This window comes from Tunturiibacter lichenicola (genome assembly GCF_051013355.1).
GTDB classification, from domain to species: Bacteria; Acidobacteriota; Terriglobia; order Terriglobales; family Acidobacteriaceae; genus Edaphobacter; species Edaphobacter lichenicola_F.
Genome location: NZ_CP132944.1, coordinates 5,267,078 through 5,285,248, shown reverse-complemented (window position 1 = coordinate 5,285,248; position 18,171 = coordinate 5,267,078). Strand labels below are relative to the sequence as shown.

13 protein-coding genes are annotated in these 18,171 nt (G+C 57.1%); 7 read left to right on the top strand and 6 right to left on the bottom strand.

Annotation, left to right across the window (positions count from 1 at the left end; genetic code table 11):
* Positions 1 to 298: 298 nt before the first annotated feature.
* The 3 genes from RBB82_RS22090 to RBB82_RS22080 form a co-directional block, all read right to left on the bottom strand.
* Complete coding sequence (locus tag RBB82_RS22090; protein WP_433972884.1) at positions 299 to 1,447, bottom strand: acyltransferase family protein; 1,149 nt, start codon at positions 1,445 to 1,447, stop codon at positions 299 to 301.
* 392 nt (positions 1,448 to 1,839) lie between these two features.
* Entirely contained in the window at positions 1,840 to 3,285 is a 1,446-nt protein-coding gene (locus RBB82_RS22085; RefSeq protein ID WP_433972883.1) for a sigma-54-dependent transcriptional regulator, read from the bottom strand.
* Positions 3,278 to 6,250: an ATP-binding protein gene (locus tag RBB82_RS22080; RefSeq protein WP_433975439.1), complete on the bottom strand. Its 2,973-nt coding sequence runs from the start codon at positions 6,248 to 6,250 to the stop codon at positions 3,278 to 3,280. The genes RBB82_RS22085 and RBB82_RS22080 overlap by 8 nt, the downstream gene beginning before the upstream one ends.
* A 339-nt stretch (positions 6,251 to 6,589) precedes the next feature.
* Between RBB82_RS22080 and RBB82_RS22075 the strand changes: the two genes are divergently transcribed.
* A complete protein-coding gene (locus RBB82_RS22075; RefSeq protein ID WP_433972882.1) occupies positions 6,590 to 7,564 on the top strand; it encodes an alpha/beta fold hydrolase in 975 nt (324 codons plus the stop codon).
* 1 nt (position 7,565) lies between these two features.
* Here the strand turns inward: RBB82_RS22075 and RBB82_RS22070 are convergent, their stop codons facing one another.
* A complete protein-coding gene (locus RBB82_RS22070) occupies positions 7,566 to 8,252 on the bottom strand; it encodes an alpha/beta hydrolase (protein WP_433972881.1) in 687 nt (228 codons plus the stop codon).
* A 67-nt stretch (positions 8,253 to 8,319) separates the two neighbouring features.
* On the opposite strand from RBB82_RS22070, the gene RBB82_RS22065 reads away from it, so the two are divergent.
* Positions 8,320 to 9,360 carry a M20/M25/M40 family metallo-hydrolase gene (locus RBB82_RS22065; RefSeq protein WP_433975438.1) on the top strand — a complete coding sequence of 347 codons (1,041 nt, stop codon included), beginning with the start codon at positions 8,320 to 8,322 and terminating at the stop codon, positions 9,358 to 9,360.
* A gap of 13 nt (positions 9,361 to 9,373) precedes the next feature.
* The gene (locus tag RBB82_RS22060; protein ID WP_433972880.1) at positions 9,374 to 9,985 is read left to right on the top strand and encodes a YdcF family protein; all 612 of its coding nucleotides are present in this window, start codon (positions 9,374 to 9,376) and stop codon (positions 9,983 to 9,985) included.
* A gap of 36 nt (positions 9,986 to 10,021) precedes the next feature.
* Here the strand turns inward: RBB82_RS22060 and RBB82_RS22055 are convergent, their stop codons facing one another.
* Positions 10,022 to 10,396, bottom strand: a complete 375-nt coding sequence (locus tag RBB82_RS22055) for a hypothetical protein (protein ID WP_433972879.1) — start codon at positions 10,394 to 10,396, stop codon at positions 10,022 to 10,024.
* A gap of 71 nt (positions 10,397 to 10,467) precedes the next feature.
* On the opposite strand from RBB82_RS22055, the gene dnaE reads away from it, so the two are divergent.
* A complete protein-coding gene (gene dnaE, locus RBB82_RS22050; RefSeq protein WP_433972878.1) occupies positions 10,468 to 13,995 on the top strand; it encodes a DNA polymerase III subunit alpha in 3,528 nt (1,175 codons plus the stop codon).
* 62 nt (positions 13,996 to 14,057) lie between these two features.
* Here dnaE and def read toward each other — a convergent pair whose 3' ends face one another.
* Positions 14,058 to 14,645, bottom strand: a complete 588-nt coding sequence (gene def / locus RBB82_RS22045; RefSeq protein WP_433972877.1) for a peptide deformylase — start codon at positions 14,643 to 14,645, stop codon at positions 14,058 to 14,060.
* 178 nt (positions 14,646 to 14,823) lie between these two features.
* Here def and RBB82_RS22040 point away from each other — a divergent pair, with 178 nt between their 5' ends.
* The 3 genes from RBB82_RS22040 to RBB82_RS22030 all read left to right on the top strand — a co-directional run bounded on the left by RBB82_RS22040 (position 14,824) and on the right by RBB82_RS22030 (position 18,021).
* Positions 14,824 to 15,681, top strand: coding sequence for an acetyl-CoA carboxylase carboxyltransferase subunit alpha (locus RBB82_RS22040; RefSeq protein ID WP_433972876.1), 858 nt, complete (start codon positions 14,824 to 14,826; stop codon positions 15,679 to 15,681).
* Positions 15,682 to 15,713: 32 nt separating this feature from the next.
* On the top strand, positions 15,714 to 16,748 hold the full coding sequence (locus RBB82_RS22035) for a lysostaphin resistance A-like protein (RefSeq protein ID WP_433972875.1): 1,035 nt from the start codon (positions 15,714 to 15,716) through the stop codon (positions 16,746 to 16,748).
* A gap of 160 nt (positions 16,749 to 16,908) precedes the next feature.
* On the top strand, positions 16,909 to 18,021 hold the full coding sequence (locus RBB82_RS22030; protein ID WP_433972874.1) for a hypothetical protein: 1,113 nt from the start codon (positions 16,909 to 16,911) through the stop codon (positions 18,019 to 18,021).
* The last annotated feature ends 150 nt before the right edge of the window (positions 18,022 to 18,171 follow it).

The following is an 18,171-nucleotide window of genomic DNA, read 5'->3' as shown; positions in this document are numbered from 1 at the left end:
AACGGCGAAGGCAAAAGCAGATCCCTACGGGATGACAACAAAAAGGAACATGCAAGAGCAAAGGCAACGGCAAATACGGGGATCCTTCGACTGCGTTGCTCGCAAAGTGCTGCGAGCAACTTCGCTCAGGATGACAGGTGTTTTGGGTGGGGACAAGAGAACAAACAACGGCAACGGCGAAAGCAGATCCCTACGGGATGACAACAAAAAGTCATGAAAAAGGAAGGGCAATGGCAACGGCATCACTTTGGGCTAGTCGCGGAATCGCTTTTTTGCAGCGGCATGGTTGTACGAGTGGTTACAGCGCGGGCTCCTCGCACATCTCTTCATCGAGCGCGTATGGAGATTTGTGTCGTGCTACGCGGTCCCGCAGGCGAAGGAACGGACGCTCCACGGCGATGTGTAGCAGCAGGGCAGCTGAGAAGCATGTAACTACGTATAGCAGCCATGACCCTGGACCCTGCGGCAAAGTGATCTGCGGGAAGCGTTGCATCACGATGTGCGCGACAGCCTTATGGGTTAGGTAGAGGCTGAAGGCTAGGGTGGCTATGGTTTCTGCGCCTGGAATCTTCGCGCGGGCGAGCAGACCGTTCCTGCTAACGCTCGAAGCTGTGATAAGCCCAAGGCCAAGCGAAAGAAGTGGGAAGCCGAGGATGACGCCCCACATGGCAGAGCCGGTATTGTTGCCGAGATCGTGATCGCGAAACATCCAAATGACACAACTGACGCAGCCGATACCCGTGAGAAACAGGGTGTGTCCCCGCTGCATAAGGCTATGCCACCATGAAGGGCGGAAGGTGCGGACGATGGCGAGGGCAAGTCCGGTAAGGAGGCCATCAAGACGCGTATAGCTGGGGTAGTAGATTGCCGTCCAGACATCGTCGGGATAGTGTGTTATGAGAAAACCCCGGAGAGCAATGCCGAAGAGGACGACGGAGGCCAGCATCGCTACGGTTTTTTGTGCCGAAGGGCGACGCATGAGCAGTGTTACCAGCAGCGGTAGCAGGAGGTAGAAGTGTTCTTCCACGCAGAGCGACCAGGCGTTGGAGAAGCCGCGCCGGTCAAAGCTGAAGCCGAAGTTCATGGTGAAGGTCAGGAACTTCCAGAGCGGTGCGAGGTGTGGAGACTCTCGCCAGCCGGGCATGAGAAAGTAGAGCGCGAGAACTACAAGATATGCGGGAAATATGCGGTAGACGCGCCGACGGTAAAACTCTGCAATGGAGAGTCGCTGCCCGATCAGGTAAGGCTTGAGCGCTTGCTGCCCAATAAGAAATCCGCTGAGGACGAAGAAGAGGTCAACGCCCATCCAGCCGAAGTAAGTGACGGGGAGGATGCACATGGGTAGCTCACCGAAGATCGTCAGGTGATAGAGGATGACGACGATGATGGCGAACGCGCGGAGGGTGTCGAGGCCGAAGAGCCGGTCAGGTGCTGCGATCAGTTTCATTTATGAGTATCGCAGAGTGCTGAGCAAGGCCAGATTACTTCATGGCAGCAAATAGATGAGATTTATTTAAAGATCCGACGGTCTGGGTTCGCGAATAGGCTTTGGGAGTTGGCAAGGGAAGCGATTGCAGGCAAGACCGCATTAAACCCCAATATCAATCTTCCGTCGGACAAGCCGAAGGATCAACGATCGTGCCTTGCGCGCGAGCCGAACGCCAGATGCAACGGCAACTGCAAAAGCAGATCCCTACGGGATGACAAAAAAAAACATGCAACGGCAACTGCAAAAGCAGATCCCTGCGGGATGACAACAAAAAACATGCAACGGCAACTGCAAAAGCAGATCCCTGCGGGATGACAACAAAAAACATGCAACGGCACCCACTTTGTGGGTTAGTCGCGATTTCGCTTTTTGACTTCGACGCTTAGACGCTTGATCTTTTGGTTCAGGGTAGAGAGGGGAATTTTGAAGTACTCGGCGGCTTCGGTCTGGTTCCAGTGGCAGCGTTCCAGACGGTCTGAGATGATGCGGCGTTCGATCTCTTCCATGAGGTCGAAGAGCGAGGCGTTGGGCTGATGATCGAGAAGGCTAGCTGAGTAGGTGCTGCCCGTGAGTTGGGCCGGGAGCAGGTCTGGACTGATGGTGCGGGAGGTTGAGAGAACGACGCCTCGCTCCATCGCGTTCTCTAGCTCGCGGACGTTGCCGGGCCACTCGTAGTCCATCATGATGCGCATGGCTTCGGGCGAGAGGGAACGGTTTTCTGTGCCATTTTCGTCGGCGTAGAACTTGAGGAAGTGGGCGGCGAGAAGAGGGATGTCTTCGCGACGGGAGCGAAGCGGCGGCAGTTCGAGCGAGATGACGTTGAGCCGGTAGAAGAGGTCTTCGCGGAAGCGGCCTTCGCGAACTGCGGCCTGCAGATTCACGTTGGTGGCGGCGATGATGCGGACGTCGACCTGAATCTCCTGCACGCCGCCGAGGTGCATGAAGCGGCGGTCCTGCAGGACGCGCAGAATCTTGGCCTGCATATCCATGCCCATGGTGCCGATCTCGTCGAGGAAGAGAGTGCCGCCATTGGCGACCTCGAAGAGACCTTTTTTTGCGGTGACTGCGGAGGTGAAGGCACCTTTAACATGGCCGAAGAGGGTCGATTCTAGGAGCTCCGATGGGACGGCGCCGGTGTTGACCGGCACGAAGGGGCGATCCTTGCGCGGGGAGTTGGCGTGGATGGCCTTGGCGATGAGTTCCTTGCCGGTGCCGCTTTCGCCCTGGATGAGGACGGTCGAGCGGCTGGGGGCGACCTGAGCGATGAGGTCGAACAGACGCAGCATGGGCTCGCTCTTGCCGACGATATTTTCAAAGTTATAGCGCTGCTTAAGGGTGCGCTTGAGTTGAACGACCTCTTCTTCGGCGCGGTGACGCGCGACGGCGGCACGAATGTCGGCGAGAAGTTTCTCATTGTCCCAGGGCTTCTGGACAAAGTTTTCTGCACCGGCACGGATGGCGTCAACGACGTTGCCGACCGTTCCGTAGGCGGTGATCATGATGACGGGAAGGTTGGGCTGCATCTCAACAATGCGAGGTAGAAGGTCGAGGCCGCTCTCACCGGGGAGAGCGAGGTCGAGGAGGAGCAGATCGTATTCGTTTTTTGCCAGGAGTTCAAGACCGGAAGGCCCGTCTACCGCTGCGCTGACGGTGAAGCCTTCCAATGTGAGGAGCGTGTCGAGCGACTCGCGAATGGCGTCTTCGTCATCGATGATGAGGATGCGAGGATCTCCGACGATGCGGGCGGTGCGTTGAAGATGGAGAGTCTCGGCGGCGAGCTCAGTTGTTTCAGACATGTATTGCCTTCCTATCAGCCGTCTGGGCGTGGCCGTTCGTCGCCTCGATAGCGGTAGGACGTGTGCCGGAGGAAGGGAACTCCAGTTGGAAGGCGGTACCTACACCGATCTCGCTTTCGACGTGAATCTTTCCTGCGTGCTCCTGCATGATGCCGTAGCTGACGGCGAGGCCGAGACCAGTGCCCTTGTGCTCGCCTTCCTGTGGCTTGCTCTTGGTGGTGAAGAAGGGATCGTAGATGCGGTGGAGATGCTCTTTTTCGATGCCGTTTCCGGAGTCCTGAATGCGGACGATGACACGGCCGGCGCCGTTGAAGGTTGCGATCTTAAGCGTTGCGTTGGCAGTTCCGAACATGGCATCCTTCGCGTTGAGCATGAGGTTGAGGATGACCTGTTGAAGCTTGCCCTGGTTGCCGTGGATGCGAGCCAGGTGGGGTTCGAAGTTGGTTTCGACACGGATCTGCGCGGTCTTGAACTGATGCTCCAACAGGGTGACGGTGTCGTGAAGCAGCTCGTTCAGGTTGAGGCTGGTGAACTCAGTCCCACTGGTACGCGAGAAGTTGAGCAGGCCGTTGACGATCTCTGAGGCTCGGAAGGTCTGCTGCGTGATCTTTTCCAGGACTGGAGCGAGACGTTCGTCGTCACGCATATGCTTGGTGAGCATCTGGGTGTAGCTGGAGATGACGGCAAGCGGCGTGTTGACCTCGTGCGCGACACCTGCGGCGAGCAGGCCGATGGAGGAGAGCTTTTCTGCCTGGGTGAGCTGTGCCTCGAGCTGGATACGGTCGGTGATGTCGTCGACGAGGATGATGCGGCCGACGGCGACGAAGTTTCGTGTGACCAGCGGTGCGATGGCGATGTTGGCGATGCGCACAGATCCGTTTGGGAGCACGAGACGGAACTTGTAGAGGGTGTGGGTGCCGTGCTCTTCGCGTACGCTGTTGAAGCGGGAGACGAAGTCTGGCGGCAGGACAGCGGAGATCGGTTGATGAAGGACCTCGATGCGCCCCTTGGAGTACATGCCCTCCATCTGGGTGTTCCAGCTTTCGATGCGGTCGTCGAGGTCGACGGCGAAGACACCGATGTTGATGGACTCGACGATGTTCTCGTGAAACTCCTTGAGGCTCTCAAACTCGGTGATCTTCTGTTCGAGGCGGCGATAGAGCTGCGCGTTTTGGATTGCAATGCCGATGTAACCGGCGAGGGATTCGAGCAGCTCCATGTCTTCGCTGGAGAGGAAGTCGCCATCGTCGGTGCGGCCGAGGCCAATGACGGCGACGGTGCGAGTGCCACCACCTTCGCGATTGGCGACGCGGCAGGGCAGGTAGTAGTTCAAATCGAGGCGGCCGGCGCTGTGGCGTTGGGCTTCGGGAAGGCGGAGAACCTGTTGCGGGTTCTCGAGGAAGATGTGGTTGTGGGCGCCGGGGCGGTCGAAGTCTAGGAAACGGACGTCGAGGCTGCGTAGGTCCGCGGCCTGCAGGTTGGTGAGGCCGTGAGAGGCCGCGAGGTCGAAGTGTCGCGGCGTGAAGCTGCCTTCGCTCTCGGAGGCGAGAAAGACGGCGACGCGAGTGACGAGGAGGGTCTGGGGAAGACGTTCGACGATGGAGTCGAGCAGGGCGCGCAGGTCGGTTTGGGAGTTGATACCGCGGCCGAACTCGACGAGGGTCTCACGGTAGTCGAAGCGCTTTTGATCGAAGACGCGATCGACGCGAGCCTGAATGGTGCGTTTGAGCGGGTCGAAGACGATGCCAGCAATGATGATAGCGGCGAGTAGTCCCCAGATGCCGAGGCTGGAGAGCCGGGTATGCACGATCTCACCGGTCAATGCGACGATGCCAAAGTAAACGCCGACGAGTGAGGCGGTCGCCAGGGTGTAGGTGACGCCGCGCTTGAAGATGAGGTCGACATCCATGAGCCGGTAGCGGACGATGGCCCAGCTGAAGGTGAGGGGAAGGACGACGAGAGAGAGTCCGGCTAACTTTGCTACCTGACTGTTGATGGACCAGTCTGCGAGGTAGGGAATGACGTAGAGCAGCGTGAAGGGCGTAACCGCGATGAGAGTGCCGCGGGTGAGCCACTTGAGCTGCTGGCGCTCGAGGGCGGACTCGGCCCAGCGGTAGCGGAAGCGGAAGACGATGGCAGCGATGACGTAGAAGAGAGCGAGATAGCCGAGGGCGATCTGGTCGATGCGGTGCTGGAGAATCTCAGTTGCTGACCAGTAGCGGATGGCCGTGAACTGGAGGCCGATGAGGAAGGCTCCGGGAAGGTAGAGCAGGCAACAGAGGAGGCGGCGGCCGAAGCGGTTGCGCTCGTCGGAGGCGAAGTTATCGGAGAAGCTGACGGCGAAGTGCAGGAAGAGAGCCGGTTGAATCGCCTGCGCGGCTAAGTTACCCCAGAGGATGAATTGGTCGAGAGTGCCGGGTTCGCCGGTCGAGCGGAAGCTGTAGAGGACGAAGGAGGCCAGGCAGAAGACGTAAAAATGAATGGATTTCGGGGCCGTCCAGCGTCGGAAGAGGACGTAGATGCCGATGCAGAGGTAGACGAGGGCGATGAATCGGAGGCCCAGGTTGATGGAGCGGTCTTTCGGTTCGAGAATGACCTGAATGTCGAGCTTGCTGGCACCGTTGAGGTCTATCGATTGGGGGACTGGGCGAAGGATCGAGTAGTTGGAGTGGGCCCAGATGCCGCTGCGGAACATCTCGCGCACCAGTGGGGCGACGCGTGGGGTGGGCTGGTCGTCGATGCTGACGAGGATGTCGCCGGTTCGGATGCCGGCTCTGTGGCCGGGGGAGGCTGCCGGGACGCGCTCCGCACGGAGGCCGCCGGAGGCTTCGACCCACCAGATGCCGTCGGTCGGGACGTCGAAGCCGCTCTCGCGGTCGAAGTTCATGGCCGCAAGGACGCAGGCTGCGACTGTCGCCACAGCGAGTACGATAGCCAAGATGCGGGTTTGGGCGGCGTCCTTCATCGAAAGGTACAGGTTACGAACAATCACAAGCACATGAATGACCAAACGATTGTGGCCACTGTGCCCTATTTACGAGGCATTTATAGGGCATGCCTACAGAAAATCATAACTCATTCCGTAATAGTCGAGATGTGATAGTGGTACGCATAGGAGAATCCTACAGTTCACGGTAAGAGGAGAGTGGTACGTTTGGCTATTGATACTTGAGCTTCTGTGACTATCTGTAGATTTTTTGTGACTATCGGTCGAGATTTATTTATGGTCCTGTAATATTAATTTGCGAGCAATTCAAAGCTGCAAAGCAGACTGTATGCCTTGTTGCAATTTACGAGGCCGTAATTGATCGAAAAGGACACAGGAACATTGACAGCACACGATAGTAGTCCTATTGAAGAGGCTTTTGTAGTGGTGGACGGGGTGAAGGTCCACTACCATCGTGCGGGGGTGGGTCGGCCTCTGATATTGCTGCATGGTTTGGTGGGATCGGCGAAGAACTGGCGACAGAACATTAACTTTCTTGCGCAAGATTCGACGGTGTATGCCGTCGATCTTTTCAATATGGGGGAGTCGGAGAGGGTGCCTGGGCTTGATGCCGGACTTGAGGCGACTGCCGACCGTTTGGCCGCGTGCATGGACGCTTTGGGCCTCGAGCAGGCGGATTTCGCGGCTCACTCTCACGGCGGTGCAGTAGCGATGATGTTTGCTTCGCGGCACCCTGACCGCGTGCGCCGTCTGATTCTGTTTGCGCCGGCAAATCCGTTCTGCGATCTTGGCCATCAACTGATTAGGTTTTATCAGACAGGGTTCGGCATGTGGTTCGCGCGGCAGATTCCTTCTCTTCCGCGGATGCTGAAGGCGACGGCGCTAAGCCGGATGTATGGCGACCCGTCGCGTGTCTCTGTGGGCGCGCTGGAGGGGTATATCGAGGGTCTGCACATTCCTGGCACGATGGATCATGTGCTGCAGATCGTTCAGCGCTGGTTTGTCGATATGGGGCTGTTGCGTTCTGCGCTTGCGGGACTTGCAGCGAAGCCGATCCTGCTGATCTGGGGGGATCGGGATCGTGCCGTCGGGCTGCCGTCAGGACATGAGTTGCAAAAACTGCTGCCTCAGTCGCGGTTGATGGTGCTTCCGGGTGTCGGTCACATCGCCTTCGAAGAGATGCCGGAGATATGCAACCAGGCGATGCGAGAGTGGCTGCTGAATCCTATGCCGTTCGCGAAGTTCTCTCAGGAGGGCGACAGGGACGGGATGGCTTTTCCAGTTAGGTCTGCTGAGACCGGCGTGTCGAGAGATGTACGCAGCGTAGCCTAGCTCAACCTAAGCTGAATTCGTTTCGCAACCATGAGCGAATCTCGTTCTGCATGAGGTCCAGCTTTGGTTTGGGCGAGTCAGTCGTTCCTTGGAAAAAGTGATCAGCACCGTTGATCCAAACGAGACGTTTTGGCTCGGGTGCACGTTCGAAGACGCCTTCGAGAATGTCGCGCGGACCGTATTGGTCGTGGTCGCCGCTGATGAAGAGTTTGGGTTGGGTACAGTCGGGCAAAAACTTGTAGGTGTAGTCGCGGCCCTCTGCGCGAACGGGTAGGCCGAGGCCGATGAGGCCTTTGACTCGGGCGTCGCCGCAGCAGGCGCGCAGGCCGACGTTCGAGCCGAACGAGAAACCAGCGAAGAGGATTGGGCGGCTTAGGTTTTGCTCCAGCCAGTTGAGTGCGGCGCGAACGTCGTCCTGCTCGCCGTGGCCGTCGTCGTGAGTGCCTTCGCTCAAACCAACACCGCGGAAGTTGAAGCGGAGGACAGGAACGCCGAAGGAGGAGAAGGCCTTCATCGCGTGATAGACGACCTTGTTGTGCATGCTGCCACCGCCTGCGGGATGAGGATGGCAGACGAGGGCAGCGTAGGGGGCGTCATCGCGGCCGGTGTTGAGGAGGGCCTCGAGTCGTCCGGCGGGGCCGTGCAGATCGTCGATGGATCGGATCTGTGATGGGGTAGTTTGTGTCATGTCATTTTCAGTTTATCGGGTGTTCTGCTTATCAGTTGTTTATGTGCGATGCCGTATGCTGAAAGCTATGGCGATCGACCCGGTTGAACTGACGAAACGGCTTGTAAATATTGAATCCACCACGTATCACGAGGGGCCTGCCGGGCATTTTCTCCACGAATATTTAGCATCGCAGCGTTATGACGTTGAGCGGATGGCGGTCGAACAGCCTGATCGTGCAAGTACGCCCGGAGCAGGCACCGGCGAACGGTTCAATGTATATGCGGCGATGGCTGGGATCACTCCGGATGTAGTGCTTTCGACGCATATGGATACGGTGCCGCCGTTCTTTGGATGCAGCGAGGACGACGAGTTTTTGTATGGCCGGGGAACTTGCGATGCGAAGGGGATTATTGCTGCGCAGGTAGCTGCGGCGGATCGATTGCGCGAGAGTGGTGTGAAGGTGGGGCTGCTCTTTGTTGTTGGGGAGGAGCGAGACTCTGCGGGAGCTGCGGTTGCCAACGGCTCGCCGAAGGGCTCGAAGTTTTTGATCAACGGAGAGCCTACTGATAATCGGTTGGCGCTGGCTTCAAAGGGTGCGCTGCGAGTTGAACTTCGCGCGAAGGGGCGGATGGCGCACTCGGCTTATCCGGAGTTAGGTGAGTCCGCGATCGACAAGCTGGTTGAGGCGTTGCATGATGTGCTCGCGATGCCGCTGCCGGTTGAACCAGAGATTGGGCCTTCTACTTTGAACATTGGGTTGATTGAAGGTGGACGAGCGCCCAACGTGATCGCAGATAGAGCGGAGGCGCATATTCTGGTTCGCTTGGTTGGCCCGTCGGATGAGACGAAGGCGGCAATCGCTGAGACAGTAGGGGATCGGGCTGATGTTGATTTCAGTCTCGATCTGCCGTTTGTGCGGATGCGGAAGGTTGGGAACCTGCCGACAATGATTGCGAAGTTTACGACGGATATTCCGAAGCTGACGGCTTGGGGCGAGCCGTTTTTGCTGGGGCCTGGCTCGATTTTGTGCGCTCATACGCCGCAGGAGAAGCTCGCAAAGCGCGAGTTGCTGGAGGCGGTTGATCTTTACGTTGACCTCGCGACCAACCTTGTTCGAAACAGCTAACCTGGGGCTTTGCATGCGTGGATTTCAGAGGCTCCTCGTTGTTCTGTTTGCACTGTTCGCGATCACGATTGTTGCCGCTGCTGTTTTGTATCGCGACATACCGAAGAGCAATACGGACCTGACTCACTTCGACACGCTGATTGTTCTGGGCAATCCGGCGAATGCGGATGGTACGGCTTCTCCTGAGCAACGTGAGCGAACGATGGAGGGTGTTCGTGAGTTCAAGGCAGGTGTTGCTTCCCACCTGATCATGACTGGTGGGGCTGCTCATAATCAGTTCGTCGAGGCGCGTGTGATGAGGGACCTTGCGGTCGCGCAGGGAGTGCCCGCCGAGGATGTTGTAGTGGAAGGGGAGGCTCAGAATACGATTCAGAATATCTACTACAGTGAACGAATTATGGAGGCGCAGCATTGGACTAGCGCTGAGGTGATCAGCTCGGCGAGCCATCTTCCGCGTGCTGCTTTGATCCTGGAGCATTACTCGTTCCGGTGGCGGACTCGGGCTGCGCCGTGGCCGCCGGAGTACTCGGCGGTGCAGCGGGTGAGCCGATTTTGTGTTGAGGCAGAGTATTGTTTGAGGCTGAGGGTGCTGGGGTTTCCGACGAGCCCATATCTGCCGCGATGATCTTTGTGGGCTGGCTGTGCTTCAGGCAAGCTTTGCTTAGCCTGAGACGATGCAGAAGGAGAGATTTCCGGGATCGTCTTCGGCGAGGACTGCGGTTTGATTGGGGTTTGAGGGGTTATAGCGGATGTTGACGGTGGGGTTGCCGTTGGTCTTGGTTTCAGCTTCGTGGTGGGTGAGTGCTACACTGCGGAGGTAGCCGCCGAAGTATTCTCCGTTGATCTTGAAGTGGAAGCCCGCCTCGATCTGGTAAGGGGTGCCGGTGGTGGAATGCTCCTGATCGGCGGGAAGGATCTGCCAGTGGTTGATTTCAGCGGAGGTGAGCGGCCATTGTGCGGCCAGGCGCAGCTTCTTGTCGCGGTTTCTGCGACGGAACCAGCGGCCTATTGCGTCGACAAAAAAGATCCCTGCCATGTGGTCATCAACTTTGATGCGGCTAGTTAGGGACGCGTTTTCCTCTGCTCGCACGGAACTAAACTAGAGGTATGGCAGCAGAGTTTACCCACCTCCATCTTCATACAGACTATTCGCTTCTTGACGGCGCTTGCGATGTCGATAAACTTGCCGGGCACCTGAGCAAGATCGGCCAGACAGCTGCGGCTATGACCGACCATGGCAATATCTACGGGGCCGTCCACTTTTTTGACGCGATGCAGAAAAAGGGCGTGAAGCCGATTCTTGGCTGCGAACTCTATCTTTCGGAGACAGAGAACCATCGCGATCTCAGCGGTGGGTATAAGCATTTTCTGGTGCTGGCGGAGAACGAAGCTGGTTATCGTAACCTCGTTCGTCTGACGAGTGAGGCTTCGCTGCATGGGTTTTATCGTAAGCCGCGGGTCTCCAAAGAGTTTCTGTCGAAGCATACGGAGGGGCTAATCGGGTTTTCAGGCTGTCTGGCCGGTGAGGTTAATCAGAACCTGATGGCGGGGAAGTTCGATGAGGCGAAGCGCGTTGCCGGTGGGTTCGAGGAAATGTTTGGGAAAGGCAACTTCTTTCTCGAGATTCAGGATCACGGGTTGGAGCCAGACAAAGGTGTCTGCGATGCGCTGTTCAAGTTGGAGCGTGAGCTTAATATTCCGCTGATTGCGACGAATGATAGTCACTATGTTGAGGCGGATGATTCGCGGGCGCATGAGATTCTGCTGTGCGTACAGACGGCCGGCAGCATGAACGACCCGAAGCGCTTCAAGTTCGATACGCAGGAGTTTTACATCAAGAACGCGGAGGAGATGCTTCGCACCTTCTCGCAGAATCCTGAGGTGTGCACGCGGACGATGCAGTTTATCGATCGCTGTAACCTGAAGATGACGAAGGTGGATAATCCGTTTCCGGACTTTGAGGTTCCGGCGGGCGAGACGCTGGAGAGCTACTTCGAGCAGGTGTGCCGCAAGGGGTTGGAGATGCGGCTGGAGACTGCGGTCGCGCATCTGCGTGAGAGGGGGCTGCTGAAGAAGACGATTCCGGAGTATCATGCTCGTCTGGATCGCGAACTAAACATCATCAAACAGATGAAGTTTCCGGGCTATTTCATGATTACCTGGGACTTTATCCGGTATGCGCGTGAGCAACATATTCCAGTGGGGCCGGGGCGTGGGTCGGCTGCAGGATCGCTGGTGGCTTACGTGATGCAGATCACGGATATTGATCCGTTGCAGAACGAGTTGCTGTTTGAACGGTTTCTGAATCCGGAACGCATATCGATGCCGGATATCGATATCGACTTCTGCATGAATCGCCGGGGCGAGGTGATCGAGTATGTGACTCGGAAGTATGGGCGGGATCAGGTGGCGCAGATCATCACGTTCAATACGATGGCGGCCAAGGCGGCTATCAAGGACGTTGGACGTGCGCTCGATATGCCGTATGGCGAGGTCGATCGGATTGCGAAGATGATTCCGACGACGATTGGGATCACGATCGATCAGGCGTTGAAGGACTCGCCGACGCTTGCGACGGCGTATGAAGATCCGAAGATCAAGGAGCTGATTGATGCGGCGCTGCGGCTTGAGGGCTTGGTGCGTGGCGCTGGGGTGCATGCTGCCGGTGTTGTGATTGCTCCAAAGCCGCTAACCGAGTTGGTGCCGGTGACGCGTGCGAAGAACGATGACATCGTTACGGCGTACGACATGAAGGCGGTTGAGAAGATGGGGCTTCTCAAGATGGACTTCCTCGGGCTGACGACGCTTACGGTGATAGACGATGCGTTGAAGTTGATCAAGCAGACGACCGGCGAAGTGATCGATATGGCGAAGGTGCCGCTGGACGATGAGAAGACATATGAGCAGGTGTTTCACCGGGCGCTGACGTCAGGTGTGTTTCAGTTCGAGTCAGGTGGAATGCGCGATGTGTTGCGGAGATACAAGCCGAATACGGTGGAGGACCTTACGGCTTTGAATGCCCTGTATCGTCCGGGGCCGATTCAGGGCGGCATGGTCGATGAATTTATTGAGCGTAAGTGGGGACGGCGTGCGGTGGAGTATGAGCTTCCCGAACTGGAGCCGATTCTGAAAGAGACGCTCGGGGTAATGCTCTATCAGGAGCAAGTGATGCAGATTTCGAACCGGCTCGCGGGCTTCTCGCTCAGTCAGGCCGACATGCTGCGCCGCGCGATGGGTAAAAAAGATGCCGCCGAGATGGCCAAGCAAAAGATCAAATTCATGGAGGGGGCTTCCGACAATAAACATCCAAAAGCGATCGCCGGAAACATCTTCGACCTTATGGCGAAGTTTGCTGAGTATGGCTTCAACAAGTCGCACTCGGCTGCTTATGCGCTGTTGGCATACCACACGGCGTGGCTGAAGACCCACTATCCAGTGGAGTTTATGGCGGCGCTGCTGACGAGCGAAACTTCGAAGCCTGAGAATGTTGTGAAGTACATCTCGGAGTGCCGCGAGATGAATATCTCTGTGGTGCCACCGAATGTGCAGGTGTCGGATGCGAACTTTACACCGATCAATGGGGCCATCGGGTTTGGCTTGGCGGCGATCAAGAACGTTGGACACAATGCGATTGAGTCGATCATCGTTGCTCGTACGGCGTTGCAGGCGGCAGGGAAGACCGGGTTCTCGAGTCTGTGGGAGTTCTGCGAGAAGGTTGATCTGCGGCTGCTGAATAAGCGGGTGCTGGAGTCGCTGATCAAGGCTGGGGCGATGGATGCGCTGGGTGGGCGCGCACAGCTGAGTGCAGCTTTGGATAAGGCTATGGAGCGGGCGCAGAAGTCTCAGCGTGATGAGGCTGCGGGGCAGCACGGATTGTTCGGCATCTTCGACTCGGACATCTCATCTACTTCTGCGAATAATCGCGAAGACGTGCTGCCCAGTGTTGCGGAGTGGGACGAACATACTCGTTTGCAGAATGAGAAGGAGGTGCTTGGCTTCTTCGTGTCCGGGCATCCGATGGATAAGTATCGCGAGAAGCTGCGGAATATGAAGGTCGTTGACACTGCGACAGCTTGCGAGATGAAGCCGGAGCCTCAGGTCTTTCGACGTGGACGCAACGAAGAGCCGCAGAATGAGATCTCAATCGCCGGAGTCATCACGGGGCTGAAGGTGGCGAAGTCGAAACGCTCCGGGGAGATGTATGCGCAGGCTTCGCTCGAAGATACGGTGGGCAAGATCGAGCTGATTGCGTTTCCGCAGTCGTATGAGAAGCTGGCGGAGAAGCTGAAGATTGATGTTCCGGTCGTGGTGCGGGGTGTGCTGCGCGGGGAAGAGGACTCTGCACCGAAGCTTGCCATTTCGAGCATTCAGGCGCTTGAGGATGTGAAGATCAAGCTGCCGGATTCGCTGCGGATCAAGGTTCCATTGCACAATCCAGATTCGGCGCTGCTCGAAAAGCTGCACGCATTGCTGATTGCAGCGCCGGGGAAGGGTAAGCTGCTCCTGGATCTGGAGGAGCCGGGAGAGTTTTGCGCGGTGCTTGAGCCGCACAACTGTTTGGTTGCGGCAGACCGGCTATTTATCGATCAAGTGGAGGAGTTGGTGGGGCGCGGAGGAGTTCGGATCATGGATTGATGCCTGCGAAAGTTTTCACCTGCCATGGTTAGGGGTGAACCTTTCGTTCAGGCCCAGATTGTCTACTCGTTCGCTTTTTTCTCAGGTGCAGTCGAAGGCGCATTTATCAGACGACGTTGGTAGTTTTCGATTGTTGTGAGAGTGTCGGGTTGCATGAGATCGGTATAAAGCCTGCCGTTCAAGTGATCGATCTCGTGCTGAAGGATGCGTGCATACCATCCGAGTGCGTTGATTGTCTGCGGTTCGGCCCGTTCATTGAGGCAGGTCACTCGAACAGATAACGGCCTTGGAACCTCGGCCATGAGTCGTGGGATGCTGAGACAACCTTCGAAGAACAGAGCTACCGGTGAGGAGAGAAACTCGATCTTCGGATTGATGATGACATGGTAGTCAATCGGCTTTCGTTCTCGCTCCACCAGCTGTGCCTCGGTCAGTCCTTTGTGGTACTCAACTTTGTCTTCGATGACCGCTATCTGCAGTGATTCACCGATTTGGGGAGCAGCGAGGCCAACTCCTGGCGCATCGCGCATGGTGTCCCGCATAAGTTCAATCAGGCTCTGTATCTGATTCGTGACGATCTCATCTGGTGTTAGTGGCCGCGCTACTCTTCGAAGGACGGGATTTCCAACTTCGCAGATCTTTAGAAGCACCTTGTGAACTACCTCTCAATTGGCTCATTTTCTTACGGACCGTAGAGCAGACTGTACGATTCGACGTTTTGATGCTGTGCGCTGAACGGCAGGTTCATCGTTATTACGAAGGTCCAGGCCTGCGGTTGCATCGTTCATCGCATACAATCGATAGAGAATAAAGAAGTATCCATATACCATGGCAGAACACGAAACAGGCAGATCAGCGCACGCTCAGGCAGTGGCCGCACCAACTCCCGAAGCGTGGACGAAGACGGAGCTTGCGCGGCATCCACAGCGCCCCTACCCGATGGACTTCATCGAAGCATTATTTACGGATTTCAGCGAGATTCATGGTGACCGTGCCTTTGGCGACGACGCGGCGATGAGTTGTGGAATGGCGTTGTTCCATGGCGAACCTGTTTTGGTGGTCGGCAACCTGAAGGGCCGCACGCTCAAAGAGAGGGTGGCACGCAAGTTTGGCAGCCCTGATCCAGAGGGATATCGCAAGGCTCTGCGGGCGATGAAGATCGCAGAGAAGTTTGGCCGTCCGGTTTTTACGTTCCTCGATCTTGCGGGTGCGAACCCTGGCATCGGAGCAGAAGAGCGGGGACAAGGCGAGGCGATCGCAAGAAATCTGCTTGAGATGTCGCGTCTGCGTGTGCCTACAATCGCGACGATTACGGGCGAGGGTGGCTCGGGAGGCGCACTGGCGCTGGCTGTTGCTGACCGTGTGTTGATGCTCGAAAATGCGATCTATTCGGTGATCTCTCCGGAGGGATGCGCGTCGATTATGTGGAAGGACGCCAGCAAGAAACAGCAGGCTGCTGCGGCTCTGAAGTACACGGCCGGAGATGTGAAGCTACTTGGCTGTGTCGACGAGGTGCTGCCGGAGCCAAAGGGCGGCACGCAGAACGATCCTGTCGGTGCAATGGTTCTGGTTGATGAAAGACTGCAATACCACCTTGGCAATCTTCGGGGACTGTCTATTGGGGATTTGCTGGAGCAGCGTTACAACAAGTTTCGCAACATCGCGCAGTTTTACACTACCGCTTAGCGGTATTCGAACAAACTCTGGAGCAGGTACCGTTGCAGGCGTTCAATACGACATACTCAGGCCGCTCTGAGCGCACCTTGCAAGTGGCGCTCTTCGTAACATCTGTGGCGTGGGTGCTGGCCTCGGATGTTTTGGCTGGACGGGCTGCTCGTGGGCTGTCGGAACGATTTGGGCTCGACGCAGCGCGGCCGTTGCTCGCCGCACTGTTTCTTCTCTTTTTGCTGGCGGTAGGGTTTTCTATCCTGCAGTCGATTGCGAAGCGGCACTCTTCTCTTAGGGAGGTTCTGGGTCTTCCGAAGCGAGCGACAGCGCGGCGGGAGTGGACGCTTGGTGTGGCAGTTGGCTGGGGCATGGCCGTGTTGGCGGTTCTTCCCATGGCATTGGGTGGCACGTTGTACGTTCATCTGTGGACGCAGCCGCGGGCGGTGTGGCTTCTGCTTTTGAATTTGGTCACGGTGGCGGTGGCGGCTCTTGCTGAAGAGGTTGCGTTCCGAGGTTATCCGTTTCGCCGCCTAATTGAGGCTGTTGGTCCGGTTGCGGCGACGATTGTGATTTCGCTGTTTTTCGGGCTTGGACACATGTTCAACTCGGGAGCTACTTGGACCAGTGTGCTGGTGACGATGCTGGCGGGTCTGCTCCTTTCGGTGGCATGGTTGCGTACGCACGGATTGTGGATGGGGTGGGGGCTGCACTTTGCATGGAACGCCTGCACAGGAATTCTGTTTGGGCTTCCTGTGAGCGGAATCAGTAAGTTTGCGTCGGTGGTGCAGACTCGCACGTTTGGGCGTCTCTGGTTGACTGGGGGGGACTATGGGCCGGAAGGGGCTGTGTTTACAGCAGTTGTCCTGCTCATTGGAGTTGCTGTTCTGGTGCGCATCACGAGCGATTATGCGTGGGACTACACGTATAAACCGATCGTTGCTGGGGGCTACGCGACCGAGGTGCAGCCTCCGGCAGCCCATGTGGCGATGGAGCAGCAGGCGAAGCCCGCGTCGGCAAACTCGCTGGTGCAGATACTGCCGGTAACTCCCCAAAGCCGGTCGGTGGGCGAGGAGCCAAAACTTTAGTTACTGGAAACTTCCCGCACATCGCTCTGGGCCGGCGCAGATCTCTGGCCGTTTTTTGGCATCGTCGAATTTTTGTTATAGCCACTTGCAAAGCTTCATCTATAACCACTTGAAAAAAGGGAAGAGAAGGCGCAAGCTGGTGTGTATCTGAGGTGCTTCCATGGCACTGACACTTTACAGATCGGCGTTGCTTTCGGGCCTGCTGGCCATATCCTTTACGGCGGTTCATGCCCAGGTCTTTGTGGTCGGCGAAAAAAGTGCAACGGCGGATATCGCTACAGATTTTTCTCCGACTCATGTTCCACTTGCAGACACTCCTCTGTCGGAGCGCGGACGTCGGGAACTGGTTCGAAATCTCGAGGCGGAGCAAGGCTTCGCGCACCGTGCGTTGCCGGTGAGTCCGAACGTGGTTCTTCGCGCGAATGGCCCGCTGACACCGGGCTCGGCCGAGTACAAAAAAATCATCTACCAGAAGGGTGAGGCCGCGGCTGTAGGAGATCGTGTCATTATCACTGCGATGGAGATCAAACCGGATCGCATCATTCTGGATCTCAACGGCGGACCATATCTGAAGCATCGTTTTCTGCGTCACGTGCAGATCAATGACAACCCCGTAGCTCAGACGACCGACGATAGAGCGAGTGGGTCGCGCATTACGCTTCTGTTTGAAGGTCATGTGCCGGAGATCTCTGCGCCCGAGGTGAAGGCGCTGCTGGAGCCGGTGATCGACTTTGGGGTGAAGACTGGCGAACAGGCTTATGCTGATACGCTTCCTCCGATACTGAAGGAGGCGATTGCGGCGCATGACGTTCTGGTCGGAATGAACCATAGGATGGTGCTGGCTGCGCTGGGCGCTCCGGAGAACAAGCTGAGGGATCAACCGAGCGGGGATCCGAACGGAGGGCGTTACGAGGAGTGGATTTATGGCCATGTTCCACAAACCATCCGTTTTGTGCGGTTTAGCGGGGATCGAGTAGTAATTGTCGAGATTGCCGCGTTGGGAAAGCCTATCGAGATTCATGACAAGGACGAGATGGGCGGTTACAACACACCGGAGCCTACCCGTGAGGTTGCCATGGGCGACAAGGCACCGGATGGAACGGAAAAGGGCAGTTCGCCGCCTACGTTGCTCAAACCGGGAGAAGCAGCGTCTGCTGCGGGTGCAAGAAACGATAAGGTCCAGTTCCCGACCGATACGAAGAGCGGAACACCTACACCGACTTCCACTGGGCAGCCGCCTCCGAGCAACCTCGCTCAGATGCACCCACTGTAGAGCACAGTCGTGTAGACTTGTAGAGAGCCTCGATCGCAGTTCTTCTCCTCCGATTCCCGCCGCGGCCCGTCCCGGAAGATCAATACGAGAAGTTACGGATGTTTCTATTCTGCTTGCCCGCGAGGGCGGTAGCGTATGAAAACGCCAGCT